An 18,857-nucleotide genomic window follows, 5' to 3' on the forward strand; every position below is an offset into this window, starting at 1 on the left:
GCAAAGGTAAAAATATTTTTCAAATGAAACGAAATTTCTTTTCTAAATTATATATAGATTATATTAATTGGTGGTCTTTTTTAATTGTATCCATTCATTGAATGTTGCCTTACCTCCAACTCCCTGAATAAAATAAGTGTTTTTTTCTTTTTTAATTTTAAAATTGCAGTTATCATGATTTTCATTTATCAAATTGATTTCATTATTTTGAATCTGCTCAATTTTATAATTTCCTTTACACAATGACGTATTAGCATCAATAAAAGCTAAATCTGATTTAATTGTTATTTCGTAACATGTTTCAGATTTAATAGAATCCTTTCTCTCATTTGCTGTGCAAATGTTATAAAAGCCTTTGAAATCAATTAAGTTTTTATTCAAATTTACATTTGTTGTCATTGCGGGTTGAAATTGCTCTTCAATCAAAGTTGAGTTTTGTTCTTTTTTAACATTTTCCCATTCCTTTTTGTTCCTTTCTTTACAACTCCAAAAGACGAAGGATAATATTAAAGGGATTAAAAAGTTTTTCATCATTTGGTTTTAGTTATTGTTTTTCTAATTCCTGCCAATCTTTGTTTATAAATCTTTTACTTCTTATATAATATTTTTTATTCTCATTTTTTAGATAAAAATCATCCATATCATCTTGATCACATTTTCCTTTTGCGTGTAAAGTATTATTTTCCTTAATTAAACGGTATTCTCCTTCACACCAATAATCTTCGACATGTTCTGCTCCGATACTTAGAATTGCTTTTTGGTCTGATTCTATTGTTATTGAATAAAGTATATTTGTTTCATTATTATCAAATTGACTAGTAGCTTTGGTTGAAATTTTATAAGAGCCTTTCCAATCATTATTGTTAGTTATAATTTCTTTATTTTTAATACTTTGACTGTCATCTGTATTATTATCAATATTTCTTGTAAAATAATTTTTAGTTTCTTTTGTTACTATTTTCTTTTCCTGCTTACTTGAACATGAAAAAGATATGAGTAGTAATAAAATTAAAAAGGGTTTCATCATTTGCTAGTATATTTATTCTGATTTTATTCTGCTTTTGTGAACATATCCCTTTTTACCTTCTTTGGAAACTACCAACCACCAATCACCATTTTGGTCTAAAACCTCAACCTGCTCTCCCGTTTTTATTTTTTGAAGAATTTGAGATGATGTATTTTTATCTTTTCTTAGATTGGTAAATCCATCGGGGTCTACTATTCTTGAATATATTTTTTCTTGATTATCTTCTTGAAGAAGCCCATAATCTTTGGAGTATTTTTCAAGAGAGGGATAACCATAATATTTGTTTTTTTTAAAAGAGTCCCTTAGTTCTGGGTGAGAAATATAGATGTTATTTAACAATAAATATGTTTTATCTGATTGTATATCAATATTTTCTTTACCTGTGAAACCAAGCTGTAAAAGATAAGCAATAGCTTTTTGTAATGTTGAATCAGGAATACCATTCTTTTTGATAATATTGTCTTTATTATCGGCAAGATAAGTTGTTAATGCATATAAAAATGAATCTTTTGATTTTAGGTTTTCCAATAGCTTTTCTCTAATTTTAAATACATTCGTTGTACTATTGTAGAATACAAATGATAGTCTCGAACTTTGCTCAATATCATCCCAATTCTGAATATTTCTAATTGCAGAATTAAAAAGAGTTTCATTCTTTTCATAATTAAATAGAACTACCAAATCAATTGCAAGATCAGTATTTTTAGATGCTACGCTCAAAATGGATATTAAATCATTTTGGTAAATAATTTTGTTCAGGGATAATAATTCTTCGAAATAAGGATAGTCTTTATTACTTTTTATATCTGCCTTGACATTATCTAAATCAGGTAAAATATCATTACCTATTTTAATATATTTTCCTTCCTTTGATATCTGATAATTGGTAGCTTCATTGAATATTAAGACATTATTATATCCGTTTTGAAGCTTATCAGGTTTAATACCAAGTAGATTCGCATTTACTTTATCAAAATTTTCCTTGGTATTTTTGAATTTATGATGGGTGAAATAACTTTCAATTATTTCAGTTTCTTTTTCTACCATTTTCTCATCCTGCTTACCTGAACATGAAAAGAATGCAAATGATAATAGGATTAAAAAGGGTTTCATCATTGTGGATTTATCTTAATTTTCAAACATTTCGAAACAGTAAGGATTATTTATTTTTTTAATATTACATTTTTTAATCCATATCTTTTTTCTGTGTATTCGCTCTCAAATAATAACTTACCTTTATCATATCGAAGAGTACCGAAATAATGTGGTTTATCTGCATCACCTGTATATCCGTTAATTACCTGTGAATATTTTAAAAATATTCTTCCATCAACAGTCTTATCTTCTTTAAGTAGGTATTGATTATACATTTTTCCCATATTTCCAGATTCTGTATAAATAATAGAATCTTTCTCAATTTTCAACGAAACTCCATAATCATCCAACTTCTCGTTGGTTGCAAAATATTCTCCTGATGGGATAGAAATCTGTTGTTTTGATGATGAAATACTTCCTCCAATTTTCTGTAAATCAGATTCAATAACTTGAGTATTAAGATCATATTTTTTTTCTTTCTTCAATACACAGCTTTTTCCTTTTTGATTATCTGTGCACGAAATGGATATGAATGATAATAAAATTAAAAAGTTTTTCATGATTTGGTTTATGGGATTGTGTCAACTAGATTTATTGCATCAATATCCATTCATTATTAGTAGATTCTCCTCCAACTCCTTTTATATAAAATTGAGTTTTATCTTTTTTAATTATAAATTTCGGATCAATATCTACACAATTTAATTGATCACCACTATAATATATTTCTAATTGATTGTCTTTTTCGATACCTATATATTTACCTTCACACAGGTTGGACTCCTTATATGTGTTTAGTGATAAGAATATATTACTCTTTTTAATGTCAAATTCATATGAAATAGAAGCCATACCTGTTGTTGTAGCTTCTGTTTCTACTGAAGTAGAATGAGTACCATCATAAGTTGATGAATGGTTTTTAAGATTTTTAAGAACCTCTTTCTGAATAAGACTGGTTTCAAATGCTAAAATATCTTCTGGAATCTTTGAAGTCTCAATTTCTCCTATTTGTTTCCATTTATTCTTTTCATATAAATAAAACGTTGTTTTTGCATTTTGTTTTGGTTCAAACTCTCCATCTTCTCCACCTGTATAAGTGATGAATTCACTAGGTAAATAAGAAGCAACTACATAATAATTATTTTCTTTAATGAGGTTTTTTATAGCTTTTGAATTTTGGGCATCATTTTCAGGATTATTAGATTTCGAAAAAAAACCTTTCGAATTATTAGGGCTCCAAAAATATTGAGTTTCATTACTTTTCCCGATAAAATCTACACTGAAAACACCCATTTTTTTATCTGAATAAGTGTATGTTGGATAGGGATTGGAGATATCTGGAATGAAAAAACCGGTTGCTTGGTATTTTGTATCTAGAAAATTGATAGAGTTCTCATCTAGGTTTGTAATTTGAACTTTTTGAGAATTATCGATTTTTTTAGAATTTTGAACCTTGTTTTTTTCTTGTCCATTACAACTTTGTAAGGTAACAAATGCAATTACTATTAAAAATATTTTATTCATTCTTATTATTTAATATGATTTCCTTTTACAGTTTCATCAAATTTTGTTTTCATAAATTGTTCTGGATCTACACGTGTATTTCCACCATAAAAAACGCCATTCGTTGATGCTTCAATGTGAACATGATAGTATTGAGGTAAAATATCTTTTGCATTCCCTGTATTTCCAGATTTACCGAAAACTTTTCCATGTTTTATCTTTTGTCCTTTTGATACAGAATATGAGTTTAAATGACAATATCTTATCCAGATAAATTTACCATTTTTATCTTTAGATTTAATAGTAACAATCATTCCTAAATCTCCTTTTGTGTCTAGGGCTTCTACAACTTCTCCACAAAGCATTGATTTTAATTCCTTGTCTAAATTTGCTAAGATATCGGTACCTGTGTGATAATATCCTTTAGGATGTTTGTTATTGTACCTAGGAGTTCTATGAAATCTATTTTTGTTTACGTTGTTACTTTGGTCATTTAATTTTGGATTGTCTATTACATCATCATATTCAAAGCATTGGGAACAATCTTCTGGGCATTTTGATGTTTGCTTTTCATCTGATTTTTCAGGTGAACTATTACAATTAAATTTTTGTGTTTTATGAGTACTTCCTTCGTCATAGCTATCATGATATCTTTCTAAAATTTCTGAACGTTGAATCTTACCATCTCCTTTATTTATTCCTTTACTTTTTTTATCAACACTTTCATTTTGAGTATATTCAATAGTCCCTTTCTCATATAAAACATAATTATCTGATTGATTTACACCTTTAGGAGCAAATACATGTAAATAAATGTCTTCTGAGGTTTTAATTTTACTTTTTGAAGGTTCAAAATATTTTTTAACATAATCAAGTTGTTTAATTTCTCCCATTGTTGCAAAACGTAATTTTACTTCATGTAATTTATCGAAGCCGCTACCAGATTTAAATTCTCCAATTGCTTGTAATGCAGATTGTGTAAATTGAATTAACCCAACTGCTCGTGAAGTACGAACTTCTTTTCCCGTTTTTTTATCTTTTTGAATAAGCCAGAAATCATCTTTTGTTATGGCCTTGACATTCTTTAAAGTTTGACCCATTATTTGGTGAGCTTTAAATGAACTTGCTGTTTCTACATTCATTACAGCCATTAACCCACTTGCCATCTCCATTTTTCTATTTTCTCCCCACAATTCAGCGCATATTTGCACTACTTTCTTTCTAAACTCACAACTCACTTTCTCCCCCCAAATTAAATCTTTATATTGTTCTTGGCATATACAACTTCCTTGTTTCTCAGGTTTTTCTGTTTTCTGCACTCCCGCCGCACTCTTCACCTTCTCCACTTCCATCAAGCCCTCCGAATTTACCCCAAATTTCTGAGATTCTGCGGAAAGATCTTTGGAGATAATTTCGATAAAATAATTTTGTTTATCGGAGTCCGGATCGCCAATAGGGGAGTCTATTCCTTTTTCAAAAATAGCTTTTGTAATGATAAATCCTGAAGTGTCATAGATATCCGCTGTAATTTTAATATTTCCACTTCTAAACACTTCATCATTGGAAGCGGTGTCATATTCCCAAACTACATATTGAATATGTTTTTCCACCATATTTTTGGAGTGGATTCTTATCCTCACTTTATCTCCTACAGCTACTTTGGAAAGCTCTTTTCCTGTGTCATCAATGAAAACAGCTTCTATAATATTTCCCTTAGGAGCAGGTTGTTTGGGACTACCTCCTTGTTGTGGAGGAAATTTTTGGGTTTGTGTACCGGGTTGAGGCTTAGGTTTGGGCTGGTTTTGGGGTTGTCCTTTATAATCAGGATTGGCTACATCTACATTCACCTGGCTGGCTCCCTGAATTTTCCCGGAGTAAGTTGCCGTAACATAGTATTCATGATTAGCTCCTTCATTCTTGTCACCTTTCATCATAAACTGATTGGCTACCTGACGAAGAATTTTTTCATCAGACATCAGAGGAATTGGTACTTCTGCAATCCCTTTTTCATTGACCCGAGCCTTGTAACTTCTTGTATGACGGTTATTTTTATTGATATTAGCATCATGGCCTTTGCCCGGAGCATCATCTTCCCAAAGATGAAACTCTATTTCTTTATTGAACATTGCGATACAATGAGCCTGCGCGATAAGAGTATCACGATAGCTGGCTTTATTGACATCTTTTGCCCCTCTGTTGAAAAGAATTACTTTATCTATTTTTGAAACCTTATCACTGGTAGGAATCAGTATGAAAGTGCCAGCCAATTCTTTGGTATCAGGAAGCCCCGGGAAAATACCTTTTTTAGTTTCGTAGACTTTCATTTGAAATTCTATTCCCAAGCCTATTTCTCCAAATCTGTACGTTACCTTTTCACCTTTTTTAGGTTGGGAGGTAATGTCTTTCCAGATTCCGTTTTTCTGTTTCTTATAAAGATGCCATTCATATTCGCCTTTCAACCCGAACGAGAGGCCGGAAGGTTTTACTTCGTAGGTGTAGGTTTTTCCTACTAAAGGATTCTGATTCCCAATAATATTTCCTGTCATGGCTTAGCTGTAATAAAGTTCGTCTGTACCTTTTGTATCTTCCTTGAATTCATCAAAATCTACAACAGGGTTATAGACCTGCTGTTCCTGCGTATTGGCTTTTCCAACCTGGCTTTTGCTGGTTTCACTTTGCTGGCCATGCTTGAGAATGGTGATTTTCCCTCCTGTGCTGCACATCAGTTCTGAGATTTCTGTAAGGCAGCTTTTTCCCATGACTTTTACTTTCTCATAAGTTTTCTGCCATTTTCCTGCGGGAGCATAAGCGCAGGGAAGATATCCTCCTGAACTTGGCTTAAGCTTACATTGTCCAAAGGGCTGTGCCGCCGGATCAAGCTGAAGATCATCTTCTGTTACTGCCAGATAATCGGCATTTCCTTCTTCATCATTCCAGTAATGTTTCTGGTGGCTGGTTACTTTAAATTTTGGAAATTTAAACCCCTGATTACACTGTACAGTTCCTTTCTGCACAATGAAATATTTTCCTTCATGAGGACTGGAACCGCTGTCCTCTTTTTTATCTTTTTTTTCCTCTTTATTGGATTGCTGATCTGTTTTTTCAGATGATGGCTCTTCATTTTTTGCCTGCTGTTCTGAAGTGTCTTCCTCGCCGGAACTCATTTCATCTGTAGATTCTTCCTGGGAAGAGTCTGAAATATCCTGAGACTGAGTTTCGTGAGCCATAAGCTGTGGATCTTCCGGAATAAAAATGGTTTTTCCGGGAACAGGTTCCTGCATGACATCTTCCTGCGGACAATGGAGATTGTGATAGGTTTTTAAAATGCCTTCATCTTTCAGCTTAAACTGCCGGGCCAGCGAACTGAATGTGTCGCCTTTTTGTGTGACATAATTTTTCATATTATCCTTGTGTTATATTGATATGGTGTTGATGTATCAATACCTCTTCATGGCTGAGTAAAACCGAAGCTTTAGCCTGAAGAAGATTCTTATTTTTTGTGTGGGTGGTGTATTCTAATATAATATTTCCTTGTGCAGGTTCAGAAGCAGGTTCCTGAAGTTTAATGCCGCGCATGATCTCCTGTGAGGTACATAATTCGGTGATTTTACCCTTTAAAATGGTTAAAACAGAGTGGTCATCTTTATTTTCCTGTTCAATATTGATTTCACATTGTACCGGAAATGAATTCTGTAAAAGATAAAAAGATTCTGCCCATTTTGTTTTCCTTTGGAACCAATCAATTTTGGGAAACAATGTCTGAAACAGAAGCGTATTCTGAAATTGCTGTAATAAAAATAATTCATCCTGAATACCTTTTTCAAACGTATCCATGTAATTTTGAGCAACTTCACCTACATAAAACTCTTCAAGTTCTTTGCGCTGACGGGTAAAAGTGTCTGTGATTTTTTTGTGGTCTGCAAAGCCTGTAATTTGGCCCTTGTCATTCATAATAAATTCAAGAGGCATAGTACTTTTCATACAGGCAATAGATAAACTGCTTACCTTATCATCAGGTGTATTTCCATTGGATTTAAAATCATTTTGACTGTAGCTCAGGATATGTTGGCCTGTATTTCTGTCTTTGTGAAGATCAAGCTCAATGATGTAATCAATAGTAACCGCAGATTCAAACGGACTTTCAAAGGTTTCATTCACGGAATAGGATTTAGCAAAAAAAGACTCAGAAAATTTTGAAGGAAAACTGTTTTTTCTTTCCTGTTCTTTTTGTTTCTCCGTTTTAAAATTGGTAGGAACAAAGATATTTTTGACGTCATTAAGATTTTCAAACCAAACTCTATCCATTCTTTGGCAATGGGAATTGTGAAACAGCTTTAGCTCCTCGCTGGTCATACCCAGCCGGGAAGCAATAGAGCTCAATGTGTCTCCGTTTCGTACCTGATATTGTAAGAAATCAATTTCCATCCAATGTGAATTATAGGATAAAGCTATTAAAAAACTCTATTTGAAATTAATTTTTAGGGTTAAATTTCAAAAATTGTAGTAGAATTACGACACGAGATTGATGTTGTACAGAAAACCACCCCGTTAAAAATTCAAAGAATTTTTGCCACCCCTCCGGAGGAGGGGAATGTTGCGTCTTCAGTTGTGATGCCAGTCAGGATTGGAGTTTTTGTTGAGGCTTTTCTTATTGTTTTAATATGGTTGGATTCCTACGGAATGACAAACTGTATGGGTAAGACTATCATTCCAATTATGTCATTCCGTAGGAATCTAAGCTGCTATATTTTAAAACTTATGTGCTTTTAAAACAGTTCGTTGTAACTTACAATAAGCAGATAAGAAACTTTTGTGACTTTTGTGGTTTCATTATATACACAACCAAAAGTTATGATTACTTTTAAAGCTATAAACAACAGCCATGAAGAATAGATTTTTATACGGAGTTTTCATTGTATTGATCAGTATGTATTCATATGCTCAGTCATCTGTTTTTTTCACCACCAAAGCAAAGGATACTGTAAGGATTAACGAAACATTCAACGAAAAGGATACAACAAGCAGTAAGAGCTTACAAAACCGGCTGAAACCTATTCAGGCTAATTTTAAAAGGATTAATTCAATGACAAAATGGACTTCTGTCCAAAAGAAAAATATTGAAGGAGAATCGGCAGAAGGTGGAGAAGCAACATTTTATTATACGGATAAACGTCTGAAAAAAGTCATCGCCAGGCATTATGGAGAAATGGGGCAGGTCTTGATAGAATATTATCTGCTGAACGGACAATTGTCTTTTGTTTTCGAGAAAGAATACAGATATAACCGTCCACTTTTCTATGATGCTAAAGCAATGAAAGAAAATAATGATACAGAAGCATTTGATTTGAAAAAATCAAAAATTACAATGACCCGTAATTATTTTGAAAAAGGAAATATTATTTTAATCAATACTACTACAGGACGCGAATCTAACATCAGTGCGGATTATCCGGCTGAACAGGAGAAGAGTATAACGGAGGATTTTAAAAGGCTTCTGAAATTAGCTGATTAAGTGGTTGTTATTGGTGATCTGCTTTGATGATATTCAGTCTTTCTTCAACTTCATTGATTCTCTTGAGCCAATAGTTGATTCCTTCCTGATTGGTTACTGTTTCTTTAAAAGCATTCCGGTTCACAGCCCATAGGTGTGAGCTGTTTTTTTGATAATCCAGTTCGCGTTCCTTTTTATTCTCAGGTTCTATCCGGTATCTCCAGAATACCAGAGAATGCATATATTCTGAGCGGATTTTTTCCAGATAGGCAATAATAGCCTTTCGGTCCTGAGGAATATATCCGGGACCAGAGCATCCACATGAATGAAAAGTGATTCCTACCGTATACAAATCGCGGATATGAGCCCATTGTTTGTCGTCATTTTTTGGAGGGGATTTAAAATCAAGTCCCATATTGGCCATCAGATTTCCACATTCGGGGCATTTGGCTTCCACTGAAGTCTGAGCATCCCGGTCCACATCTTTTAAATGACGGCGTTTGAAAGTTTTCTGGCAGTTGAAACAGGCATAATGTCCTTTGTAAACCATCATGGAGTATCGGCACATATTAAAGTCTTATTCTTTGGTTATAAGTTATTTTTTATTTGTTTTTTCCTCTTCATTACAATTGATTCCCATCAGGCTGCTGGCGCTTCTCGGATCGTAGACCGACCATACATCTCCCCAGGGAAATTTGAAGGTACAGCTTGGGTAAGGGTTTTTCTTTTTTTGGGTTGGAGGCCTGTCAAGGATCTTGGTGAGAAAGGTGTTGTTTCTGTGAAAAACTTTCATTTCTTTTTCCTCTGTCCATTCATTCCAGTCTTTGGCATCACCATTTTCCCATGTGTTCATATGGATAATGTCCAGCTGATTTCCGAAAAAGCACAGACTGAAAGATATCTGATACCCTTTTATTTCTATAGGCTGAAAATAATACCAAAAATACCCGGTTTTTACATCCCACATATTATGATATTGTTCTTTATAAAAATCAGTCTGTTTCAGCTGCTCAAGACTCATTCCCCGATAAAGCTGTATATTGAAGGTTTCAAGCTCTATAACTCCATTTTCACTGTTAATCAGCATGTCCCAAAAAATTGAAGCTATAAATATACCCGTTTTTTCTTTACAGTCAACGAATAATATTTACAGCTTCTGGTAGAAATAGAAATATCGGTGTGTTATTTGGGTTATGGGTTTGAGATTATTAAGGTAGAAGGGATATCAGAAAGCCAAAGACTTTTTGTATCAATGAGATTTTTCCAGCTTTTACTGCTGATCAGCATCAGATCCTGAGAGTTCAGAAATTCTTTCTCAATCTTTTTCTCATTATACAGCGTAATATGATTAGGAGCTACCTGTTCAATACTTCGGATAAGCTCTTTCACCTCAATATTATTTCGGATCTGTCCTGCTGCATCAAGAATGATAACCTGTGAATTGTTGTTATTGATAAGCCTTTTCGCATATTCAAGAAGGTAAAAATCACTCAGGTTAAAGATCGGAACAAAGATCTTGTCCGCTGTTTTAAATTCTTTATCAACAAGGATTCCTACAGGAATAGTCGATTTATCCAAAACCTGAAGCGTCAGATCATCGAAAGGAGAGGTATTGAAAATATTTCCTTTTCCTTTTACGGTGTTCAATAATTTTTCAGGATTAATGATTTTGGTGGTAAATCCTAATAATCTTCCCAGTAAACTTCCCTCATACATGGATTTCCCAAGCATGATCAAAAGAAGATCATAGTTTCCTTTATTGGTAATATTCGTCAGGTCACTTTCAACATCTGTAGAAGCTTTGAAAAGAGTAGTTACTTCAAGCTGAAGCTCATGAGAGGTTTCAATGACATTTTTAAACTGTTCTTTTTCAAAATTTTCAATGTCGAAGGCGTGAAGTTCATCTACAGGAGCAATATTCATCGCAGTTACGCTTTTGTTCCCGTTCATTTTATGAGTAAAGTTATCTGCCAGTTTCAACAGTTTACTTCCTGCTTTTGCCGTTTCAAAAGAGAGAAGAACTCTGTATTTTGTATCATTATCCTCTTGTTCATCTTCTTCAATCATTGATTTTTTTCCTTTGAAAAGGTAATTGATAAAATCCAGGCATGGCCCTGTCATAAACGTTGTAAATAACGCCATGATAACAAGCATCGCGAAAAGCTCAGGCCCCAGTACTCCTAAATCATAACCGATATTAAGAACGATAAGCTCTGTAAGCCCCCGGGTATTCATCAAGGCGCCTATGGTGAGACTGTCTTTCCAGCTTATTCTTAAAAACCTTGCGGTAAGGGCGCTTCCTACGAATTTCCCGGTAACAGCTGTTAAAATAATCAATCCGCCGATTTTCCAAAGATGAGGATCATTCAATAGCCCGATCTGGGTTCTTAATCCCGTAAATACAAAGAAAAGAGGCAGTAGTAAAACCAAGGCAACATCTTCTATTTTTTCTATGAAAAGATTCCTGAATTTTACGTTTTCCGGCATAATGGCTCCGGCCATAAATGCTCCGAAAAGTGCGTGAATCCCAATAACTTCTGTGGCATATGACGAGATGATAAGAATTAAGAAAAATACAGCAACCAATGATTTGCTGATGAAACCTTTTCCTTTCTGTGATTCAGCAATTCTATTCAGAAACGGTCTTACCGCCTTTATCATAATGAAAACATAGAGAATAGCCATTAAGATAACGAATACTGATCCTGAGAAAGAGCCTGCTTTTACCACAGCAATTACCGCTGCTAAAATACACCATGCTGTAATATCGTCAGCTGCCGCACAGGTGATTACTACGGTTCCTATCTTGGTTTTGTGAAGGTTTCTTTCCTGAACGATTCTTGCCAAAACCGGAAACGCTGTGATACTCATCGCAATAGCTATAAACAAGGCAAATGAGCTGAACTGAATACCTTCCGGTGCAAATTCTTTATAAATAAAATAAGAAAGTCCCACTCCTAATGCAAAAGGAAAAATAATACTTGCGTGGCTGATCACTACGGCATCATGTGCCTTTTTTCTCAGAACACTAAGGTCAAGCTCCATTCCGACAATATACATGAAGAGAATAAGACCAATCTGACTTAAAAATTGTAGATTAGGAAGAGATTCTTTCGGAAAGATAAAGGCAGAAAGTTCCGGGAAATACAATCCGAAAAGTGACGGCCCCAAAACAATACCTGCAATCATCTCACCAATTACGGAAGGCTGTTTCAGCTTTATACAGATCCATCCGAAAAGTTTGGCTACCAGAATAATGGTCACGATTTGGGTAAGAAGAAGTGCCAAAGGATGATGAAGATTCGCTAGAAAAGAATCTGCGAAATTTTCCCACATCGTAGCCCCTGTAGCTTTGCTCGGAGTAATATTTTCTCCGATTTCCAGTGTTTTGCCCTGGATAAAAAACCAGTACATAAGGCAAGAAAAGAATGCAATGGTACTGATATAAAAGATAATATTTTTGTATTTCCCCAAATTCATGATTCCAATATTTTGATGCAAAGTTGATAAGAATATATTGAGATTAAAATACTCTTGTTTTTAAATGTAATGAATGTTCTAAAAAATGTAATAAAATCTATTTGAATGAAAAGCCCAATCCGACTCCTATTTTCCAGCTGCCATTCTGATCCGTCGTTTTGGAATTATAATAAGCAGGAATCTGAAAGGCAATTCTTTTGTAAACTATCGTAAGACCTGCTCCCAATGTAGGCATAATAGGACTGTTTTTGGTTCCTGATGACCTGTCTTCTTTAATCCTTAATGAAGGAAGCATTCCCAATATAAATTTTATATGTTTGTGATTAATACTTACATTTGGTCCTGTAAAGTTAATAAAAGCACCATGATCTACATATCCGGCCACTGCAATCCCGTCAAAAAGAGAAACCTTAATTTTTGAAGGGATTTCCTGAGAAAAACACAAGCCGGATATGAGAAGCCCTGCAGCATAGAAAAAGTTTTTCATTATAAAATCAATTAATTCTATGCAAAAATAAATCGATTTCACACTGAAAAAGGAGTGCTGTAATAAAGGCGGGATATTCTGTAACGAAACCGTAAATATTTGAAGAAGGATTATTTCCCGAATAACTCCATCAAGGAATTTTTATAGGTATCTCCAATCTGAAGTTTCAGAAAGGTATGGTCCTCAGTGGCGATTGTTGTAATAATTTCATTCGTTGAAAATACCTTAATGGAGGAAAGTGCAATGATCTCTTTTTTGTTGATCTGAGCAAAATCTTTGGCTGGAAGCATTTCCAGAAGATTTTTAAAATTCAGGTTTTTTAATACGATGGTGGTTCCATCACTGAGAATGATATCTTTATCCCTGCTGTCAATTTCAGAGGTTTTGATATACGAGATCTGTTCTGTGAATATGACGGTTTTGCCGATATTGGTATTCCATTCTATAAAGTCTTTTTTAGGAAGATTTTCCACCAGTTCTTTAGCTTTTTCGAAGGCCTGGATCAGTCTTTCTTTTTTGATAGGTTTTCTTACGTAATCTACCACATTCAGATCGAAAGCTTCAGCTGCATATTCTTTATAAGCGGTTGTAAAGATAATTTTTTTTGACCCTGAAATAATTTCAGCCACCTGAAGTCCGGTCATTCCGGGCATTTCAATATCCAGAATACACAGATTACAGTCAAGGTTATCTATTTCATTCAAAAAGATTTTAGGATCATTGAATGCTTTTACCACTTCTACATTGTCGATCTGTTCACATAGAAGTTTTAAATAGCTGATGGCTAATAACTCATCATCCAGAATAACGCATTTTATCATAGAATTCTCCTAAATTGATTTTTAATTCTGCAGTAAAGACTCCATTTTTTGAACTTCTTTCCAGGTGGTAGTACGTGCTGTAGATCATTTTAAGCCTTTGATCAAAAGACTGACTTCCGAAACCGCTTTTTTCCTTTTCCAGAATATTCTTTAACGAAGCTTTATTGCTTACTTTCATTGTGAAAATACCATTTTCAAGCTCCATATAAATGGAAATAAAAGAATCCTGAGCCAGGAAATCCGTATGTTTAAAGGCATTTTCAATAAGATCCACAGAAATCAGCGGAGCAAATACCTTTTCTTCATACAAAGGATCAGATTTATTAATCCTTGATTTGATTCTGAAGTCAAAAAGTGGGTTGATCTTGATCTTATTAATTTCAATAAGGCTTAAAGCGAAATTGAGTTCCTCTTTCGGGCTTACATACTTATTATTGCTTTCATATAAAATATAATCCAGTACATTGGCCAGTTTATCCAGTGACATATACGTCTGATAAGCATGAGACTGAACTGAATTAAGAATATTTTTAAACAAATGCGGATTCAGCTTTGTACCGATATGTTCCAGACGGACTTCATTCAGGCGCTGTTCAATAAGTTTGTTGGTTTCCGATAATTTGGTATTTCTCTGCTTCAGTTTCTGATTCTGGCTGAAAAGGTAAATACTGGTCGTAAGAAACAGGAAAATGGCAAAAACTCCGATGAATATCAGATAATCATGAATCATGTAGTAATTGCCGTCCATACTGTGGTATTAAAACTATTTAAGTTTTTTAAGACCGTTTACCATCACTGTTTCTTCACATTTTTCATACGTGATTTCGTAAGACGGATTTTTTTCAGGATAGGTTAAAAGATAGCTCGGACAAGGTTTCTTTTGTGCATGACTGCGGTCAAAATCTACTTTTCCTTTGGTAATGATACTATCTTTTATAAATTTTTCATCAATCTTGTAGGCTGCCATTGCACTTTTGGCCTCGTCAGAATATTTGAATTCTTTAGAAAGACTTTCAGCAATAACACGGCTGTTCGGTAAATAGCCACTGCAGCTTGCCCCTTTTTTGTTTAAAATAAAAAATACGAGTAAAAGCCCCGGAATGAAGCCTATTGCATAAAATTTCAGTTTTTTCATTAGAAAATTAAAAGATTGATATCGTGGTACGTAAGTCCGAAACGGTCGCAGATGATCTTCTTGGTATGTCTTCCTTTGTACATATATAAGCTCTGCTTCATTTCGTTTTTGCGGATCAGCATGTTTTCAAAGCCGCCCTCTTCGTCATAATTTAAAATATAGGAAAGGAAGAAATTCGAGATAGCCTTAGTGGTAGTTCTCGGCATTCTTGAGGTAAGGTTCGGAAGTCCGCAGTGGATAACACCGTGTTTTATGACATAAGGATCTTCCATGTTAGTTAGTTCTGAGGTTTCAATAACTTTACCGTTGTCTATAGTGATATCAATAATGACACTTCCTTTTTTCATTTTCATCACCATATCTTCAGTGACGATAGGAGTCATATTCAATCTTGGCAGCGCTCCTATCACTACATCAGCACGTCTTAAACTTTTGCTGAGTTCTTTAGGATCAATAATGGAAGTCGGTACTCGGCTGTCAACAATGGTATGAAGTCTTCTCAGTTTAGATAGAGAGTTGTCGAAAACTTTCACACTGGCTCCTAAACCTATTGCTGCTTTTGTAGCAAATTCACCTACAATTCCGGCTCCAAGAATCACTACTTCTGCAGGTCTTACTCCTGTAATGCCTCCCAACATTAAGCCGTTGGATAAAGCTAATAATTCTGAAGCATATAAAATGGAAACAGTTCCTGCAATTTCACCGATTAATCTCACCAGTGCCAGCTGTTTGTATTCATCAACGATAAATTCAAAGGCAATGGCATTTATTTTTTTCTCTGCAAGCTTTAAGAAATATTCCTTGTCTCTGAGATTGATCTGAAGTGCCGAAACCAGATAAGTATTAGGTTTCATGTACTCAATTTCGTCTTCGGTAGGAGGGTTTACCTTCAGAATAAGATCCTGCCCGAAAGCTTCTTTAGGATCATTCGTGATCTTTGCTCCTGATTCGGAATATTGTAAATCTGTAAAAAACGAACCTTCCCCAGACCCGGATTCTATAATAATCTCATGGCCATGCTCTACCAACACCTGTACGGCATCAGGAGTAATGCAGGTTCTCCTCTCGTTGAGACAGGTCTCTTTAGGAATTCCAATACTGAACTGTTTTCCCTTTTTAATAACCTCCAATTTTTCCTCTTTCGGCATCAATTCTTCTTCTGTGAAAGGAGTAAAAATATTTGTACTCATCCTTAAATTAAATTATGTCTTACAGATTGTTATTTACACTCAATTTATGAGCAAAGATACATAATATTTAATCGAATGAAACTTCTCTGTTTTCACCCGTGTTCACAATACTCATTGTGTGATAGTTGAGACCGTAAAGCTCCTCTTCATACACTTCCGGCCACTCGATAATGCATAAAAAAGAGTTGTCCAGATATTCTTCAATTCCGATATCATAGACTTCTTCAATGTTTTTTAAACGGTAAAGATCAAAATGATATACTTTTCCTTTTTCCGTATTATATTCATTGACAATAGAGTAGGTAGGAGAGTTTACCTCATCCTTGCTGCCCATATTTTTAAGCAGGAATTGGGTGAAAGTGGTTTTTCCTGCTCCCAGATTTCCCTTTAGTAACAGGATATTATGTTTTAATTCCGGAATGATGCTATCAACAACTTTCTGCCAGTCTTCGATTGTATGTATAGTGAATTGCATATGCTAATTTATTTTGCAAAAATAATGATAAAACCTACTAAATATAATGCACATGTATTATATAATTGTAAGGTTTTTTTTTATGTGTATTTTTGTACTATGATTTCCAAACAGACCATTGATAAGATATTCTCCACAATCCGGGTTGAAGAGATTGTGGGCGAGTATGTGCAGTTGAAAAGAGCAGGGTCTAACTTTAAAGGGCTCAGTCCTTTTCATGAAGAAAAATCTCCGAGTTTTGTTGTTTCACCAAGCAAACAGATCTGGAAAGATTTCTCAACCGGAAAGGGAGGAACCGCCATCTCTTTCCTTATGGAAATTGAGAATTTTACCTATCCTGAAGCCCTTCGCCATGCGGCAAAAAAGTACGGAATTGAAATTGAAGAAGATCTGCGTGAAATTTCCGAAGAAGCAAAACATGCACAGACTGAAAAAGATCTTTTATATAAAATTCATGAAGTTGCCAATACGTATTTCCAAGAAATTCTTTGGGATGAAGAAGAGGGAAGAAGTATCGGATTGGCTTATTTTAAAGAAAGAGAGTTAAAGGACGATATTATCAGAAAATTCCAGCTGGGATATTCTCCTGAAAAGAAGAATGCCTTTACTGCTTATGCACTGGAAAAAGGATATACCAAGGAAATTCTTGAAAGATCCGGACTTTCTATTTTCCCGGAAAATACTCCTGCAGGAGTAGACCGTTTCAGGGAACGTGTGATTTTTCCTATTCACAGTTTTTCAGGAAGGGTTCTGGGTTTTGGGGCAAGGATTCTTAAGAATAACGTTAAAACTGCAAAATATCTTAATTCGCCGGAAACGGAGATTTATCATAAATCCAATGTTCTTTACGGATTAAACCAAAGTAAGCAGGCGATTTCAAGAAAGAACGGCTGTCTTTTGGTGGAAGGATATATGGATGTGATTTCACTTCATATGTCCGGAATTGAAAATGTAGTGGCCAGTTCCGGAACGTCTTTAACAACGGAGCAGATCAAACTGATCAAAAGGCTTACAGAAAACGTAACGATTCTTTTTGATGGTGATAATGCCGGTATCAAAGCCAGTTTCCGAAGTATCGATATGCTGTTGACAGAAGGAATGAACATCCGTGTCTTGCTTTTCCCTGATGGAGATGACCCGGATTCATTTGCCAGAAAACATCCGCAGGAATACGTAGAAAAGTATATTGAAAACGAAGCGATGGATTTCATCGACTTCAAAGCGGAAATTCTGTTGAGGGATGTTGGTAATGACCCTATTAAAAAAGCAGAAGCGATAAGGGATATCGTGAAATCTGTTTCTTTTGTACAGAATGCATTGAAAAGGGAAGTTTACCTTAAAGAGGTTTCCAATAAATTCGGACTTTCTGAGCAGAGTCTTTTCAATGAGCTTGATGTTCAGAAGCAGATCACACAGAATCAGACCCATCATGTTCAGCAGCAACAGAAGGAAAAGGCAGCTCCAAAGATGGAGATTGTTCCTCTGGAAAAGGAAAAAGAAGATCCTTTCCTGTTTGATGTACTGTTTATGGAGAATAAGCTGGTAGATCACATGCTGATGTTTGGAGATATTATTTTGAAAAGGAAAAATGAGCAGAATGAAGAATATCAGATTACGGTTATTGAAGAAATTCTCCATCATTTTGAAGAAGAACAGTATATATTTTTAGTCAAAGAAAATGAGATTATTATCAACCAGGTGAGAGAGGGAATTCAGAAAGATGAACTTAGAAGTGGAAACTTTTTTGTATCTTTTATGGATGAAGAGATTACCACAAAGGTTGTGGATGCTTTGATTCCGCTGGATGATCTTGAAAACTGGGCTTCCAGAAATATTTATCCTCCCAATTATGGAGATAAAGTGGCAGATCAGATCCAGGGAGATGTTTTATTGCATAAATACAGATATATTGATTATTTAATTACAGAAACAGCTAAAGAACTTGATCAGTACAGTACTACAGATGAAGGGAAATATTATGAGCTTATCAAGAAAATTACCTTATTGAAACAGGCTTCGATGCGATTGAGCAATATCATCGAATATTCGCCTATCAAAGGAATCTATGGAGATCGAAAAAGATAGTTTTTAAGTCAGTTTTTTTGGTATTCTATGACAAAAAGTCCTATAAAATTTTAGGAATAAATATTGTA

The 18,857-nt window shown here is 34.5% G+C and carries 19 protein-coding genes; 2 read left to right on the forward strand and 17 right to left on the reverse strand.

Annotated features, from left to right (window positions below; translation table 11 throughout):
- Nucleotides 1–63: 63 nt before the first annotated feature.
- The 8 genes from KYG33_RS21195 to KYG33_RS21230 all read right to left on the reverse strand — a co-directional run bounded on the left by KYG33_RS21195 (nt 64) and on the right by KYG33_RS21230 (nt 8,050).
- Nucleotides 64–534, reverse strand: coding sequence for a hypothetical protein (locus tag KYG33_RS21195; protein ID WP_219072369.1), 471 nt, complete (start codon nt 532–534; stop codon nt 64–66).
- 10 nt (nt 535–544) lie between these two features.
- On the reverse strand, nt 545–1,027 hold the full coding sequence (locus tag KYG33_RS21200) for a hypothetical protein (protein WP_219072370.1): 483 nt from the start codon (nt 1,025–1,027) through the stop codon (nt 545–547).
- 12 nt (nt 1,028–1,039) lie between these two features.
- Nucleotides 1,040–2,143, reverse strand: coding sequence for an SH3 domain-containing protein (locus KYG33_RS21205; RefSeq protein ID WP_219072371.1), 1,104 nt, complete (start codon nt 2,141–2,143; stop codon nt 1,040–1,042).
- Between the two features lie 47 nt (nt 2,144–2,190).
- Nucleotides 2,191–2,682, reverse strand: a complete 492-nt coding sequence (locus tag KYG33_RS21210; RefSeq protein WP_180565438.1) for a hypothetical protein — start codon at nt 2,680–2,682, stop codon at nt 2,191–2,193.
- 31 nt (nt 2,683–2,713) lie between these two features.
- Nucleotides 2,714–3,646: a hypothetical protein gene (locus tag KYG33_RS21215; RefSeq protein WP_077415454.1), complete on the reverse strand. Its 933-nt coding sequence runs from the start codon at nt 3,644–3,646 to the stop codon at nt 2,714–2,716.
- A gap of 5 nt (nt 3,647–3,651) precedes the next feature.
- Nucleotides 3,652–5,949 carry a M23 family metallopeptidase gene (locus KYG33_RS21220; RefSeq protein WP_219072372.1) on the reverse strand — a complete coding sequence of 766 codons (2,298 nt, stop codon included), beginning with the start codon at nt 5,947–5,949 and terminating at the stop codon, nt 3,652–3,654.
- 225 nt (nt 5,950–6,174) lie between these two features.
- Nucleotides 6,175–7,026: a PAAR-like protein gene (locus tag KYG33_RS21225; RefSeq protein ID WP_175627215.1), complete on the reverse strand. Its 852-nt coding sequence runs from the start codon at nt 7,024–7,026 to the stop codon at nt 6,175–6,177.
- A gap of 1 nt (nt 7,027) precedes the next feature.
- Nucleotides 7,028–8,050, reverse strand: a complete 1,023-nt coding sequence (locus KYG33_RS21230) for a LysM peptidoglycan-binding domain-containing protein (protein ID WP_219072373.1) — start codon at nt 8,048–8,050, stop codon at nt 7,028–7,030.
- Between the two features lie 457 nt (nt 8,051–8,507).
- On the opposite strand from KYG33_RS21230, the gene KYG33_RS21235 reads away from it, so the two are divergent.
- Nucleotides 8,508–9,137, forward strand: coding sequence for a hypothetical protein (locus KYG33_RS21235; protein WP_180565442.1), 630 nt, complete (start codon nt 8,508–8,510; stop codon nt 9,135–9,137).
- A gap of 7 nt (nt 9,138–9,144) precedes the next feature.
- Here the strand turns inward: KYG33_RS21235 and KYG33_RS21240 are convergent, their stop codons facing one another.
- The 9 genes from KYG33_RS21240 to tsaE all read right to left on the reverse strand — a co-directional run bounded on the left by KYG33_RS21240 (nt 9,145) and on the right by tsaE (nt 16,704).
- Entirely contained in the window at nt 9,145–9,669 is a 525-nt protein-coding gene (locus tag KYG33_RS21240) for a hypothetical protein (protein WP_317043601.1), read from the reverse strand.
- A gap of 42 nt (nt 9,670–9,711) precedes the next feature.
- On the reverse strand, nt 9,712–10,203 hold the full coding sequence (locus tag KYG33_RS21245) for a hypothetical protein (RefSeq protein ID WP_077415444.1): 492 nt from the start codon (nt 10,201–10,203) through the stop codon (nt 9,712–9,714).
- A 104-nt stretch (nt 10,204–10,307) separates the two neighbouring features.
- Entirely contained in the window at nt 10,308–12,596 is a 2,289-nt protein-coding gene (locus KYG33_RS21250) for a cation:proton antiporter (protein ID WP_257468859.1), read from the reverse strand.
- A gap of 97 nt (nt 12,597–12,693) precedes the next feature.
- Entirely contained in the window at nt 12,694–13,083 is a 390-nt protein-coding gene (locus KYG33_RS21255) for a hypothetical protein (protein ID WP_219072374.1), read from the reverse strand.
- Between the two features lie 110 nt (nt 13,084–13,193).
- Nucleotides 13,194–13,904: a LytR/AlgR family response regulator transcription factor gene (locus tag KYG33_RS21260; RefSeq protein ID WP_077415440.1), complete on the reverse strand. Its 711-nt coding sequence runs from the start codon at nt 13,902–13,904 to the stop codon at nt 13,194–13,196.
- Nucleotides 13,879–14,652, reverse strand: a complete 774-nt coding sequence (locus KYG33_RS21265; protein ID WP_077415438.1) for a histidine kinase — start codon at nt 14,650–14,652, stop codon at nt 13,879–13,881. The genes KYG33_RS21260 and KYG33_RS21265 overlap by 26 nt, the downstream gene beginning before the upstream one ends.
- 15 nt (nt 14,653–14,667) lie before the next feature.
- Entirely contained in the window at nt 14,668–15,039 is a 372-nt protein-coding gene (locus KYG33_RS21270; RefSeq protein WP_077415436.1) for a DUF4258 domain-containing protein, read from the reverse strand.
- Nucleotides 15,039–16,229, reverse strand: coding sequence for an alanine dehydrogenase (locus tag KYG33_RS21275; protein WP_180565445.1), 1,191 nt, complete (start codon nt 16,227–16,229; stop codon nt 15,039–15,041). The genes KYG33_RS21270 and KYG33_RS21275 overlap by 1 nt, the downstream gene beginning before the upstream one ends.
- Nucleotides 16,230–16,296: 67 nt before the next feature.
- Nucleotides 16,297–16,704, reverse strand: a complete 408-nt coding sequence (gene tsaE, locus KYG33_RS21280; protein WP_077415432.1) for a tRNA (adenosine(37)-N6)-threonylcarbamoyltransferase complex ATPase subunit type 1 TsaE — start codon at nt 16,702–16,704, stop codon at nt 16,297–16,299.
- Nucleotides 16,705–16,803: 99 nt separating this feature from the next.
- Between tsaE and dnaG the strand changes: the two genes are divergently transcribed.
- Nucleotides 16,804–18,789, forward strand: a complete 1,986-nt coding sequence (gene dnaG / locus KYG33_RS21285) for a DNA primase (protein WP_077415431.1) — start codon at nt 16,804–16,806, stop codon at nt 18,787–18,789.
- The last annotated feature ends 68 nt before the right edge of the window (nt 18,790–18,857 follow it).

Origin of the sequence: Chryseobacterium sp. D764, assembly GCF_019317325.1 — a bacterium.
GTDB lineage: Bacteria > Bacteroidota > Bacteroidia > Flavobacteriales > Weeksellaceae > Chryseobacterium.

Excerpts from the sequence above, each read along its gene's own strand:
- KYG33_RS21220 (WP_219072372.1), bottom strand. The coding sequence starts at position 5,949 with ATGAAAGTCTACGAAACTAAAAAAGGTATTTTCCCGGGGCTTCCTGAT.
- KYG33_RS21255 (WP_219072374.1), bottom strand. The coding sequence starts at position 13,083 with ATGAAAAACTTTTTCTATGCTGCAGGGCTTCTCATATCCGGCTTGTGT.
- KYG33_RS21200 (WP_219072370.1), bottom strand. The coding sequence starts at position 1,027 with ATGATGAAACCCTTTTTAATTTTATTACTACTCATATCTTTTTCATGT.
- KYG33_RS21245 (WP_077415444.1), bottom strand. The coding sequence starts at position 10,203 with ATGCTGATTAACAGTGAAAATGGAGTTATAGAGCTTGAAACCTTCAAT.
- KYG33_RS21230 (WP_219072373.1), bottom strand. The coding sequence starts at position 8,050 with ATGGAAATTGATTTCTTACAATATCAGGTACGAAACGGAGACACATTG.
- KYG33_RS21260 (WP_077415440.1), bottom strand. The coding sequence starts at position 13,904 with ATGATAAAATGCGTTATTCTGGATGATGAGTTATTAGCCATCAGCTAT.
- KYG33_RS21275 (WP_180565445.1), bottom strand. The coding sequence starts at position 16,229 with ATGAGTACAAATATTTTTACTCCTTTCACAGAAGAAGAATTGATGCCG.
- KYG33_RS21240 (WP_317043601.1), bottom strand. The coding sequence starts at position 9,669 with ATGATGGTTTACAAAGGACATTATGCCTGTTTCAACTGCCAGAAAACT.
- dnaG (WP_077415431.1), top strand. The coding sequence starts at position 16,804 with ATGATTTCCAAACAGACCATTGATAAGATATTCTCCACAATCCGGGTT.
- KYG33_RS21225 (WP_175627215.1), bottom strand. The coding sequence starts at position 7,026 with ATGAAAAATTATGTCACACAAAAAGGCGACACATTCAGTTCGCTGGCC.
- KYG33_RS21235 (WP_180565442.1), top strand. The coding sequence starts at position 8,508 with ATGAAGAATAGATTTTTATACGGAGTTTTCATTGTATTGATCAGTATG.
- KYG33_RS21195 (WP_219072369.1), bottom strand. The coding sequence starts at position 534 with ATGATGAAAAACTTTTTAATCCCTTTAATATTATCCTTCGTCTTTTGG.
- KYG33_RS21250 (WP_257468859.1), bottom strand. The coding sequence starts at position 12,596 with ATGAATTTGGGGAAATACAAAAATATTATCTTTTATATCAGTACCATT.
- KYG33_RS21205 (WP_219072371.1), bottom strand. The coding sequence starts at position 2,143 with ATGATGAAACCCTTTTTAATCCTATTATCATTTGCATTCTTTTCATGT.
- tsaE (WP_077415432.1), bottom strand. The coding sequence starts at position 16,704 with ATGCAATTCACTATACATACAATCGAAGACTGGCAGAAAGTTGTTGAT.
- KYG33_RS21265 (WP_077415438.1), bottom strand. The coding sequence starts at position 14,652 with ATGGACGGCAATTACTACATGATTCATGATTATCTGATATTCATCGGA.
- KYG33_RS21270 (WP_077415436.1), bottom strand. The coding sequence starts at position 15,039 with ATGAAAAAACTGAAATTTTATGCAATAGGCTTCATTCCGGGGCTTTTA.
- KYG33_RS21210 (WP_180565438.1), bottom strand. The coding sequence starts at position 2,682 with ATGAAAAACTTTTTAATTTTATTATCATTCATATCCATTTCGTGCACA.
- KYG33_RS21215 (WP_077415454.1), bottom strand. The coding sequence starts at position 3,646 with ATGAATAAAATATTTTTAATAGTAATTGCATTTGTTACCTTACAAAGT.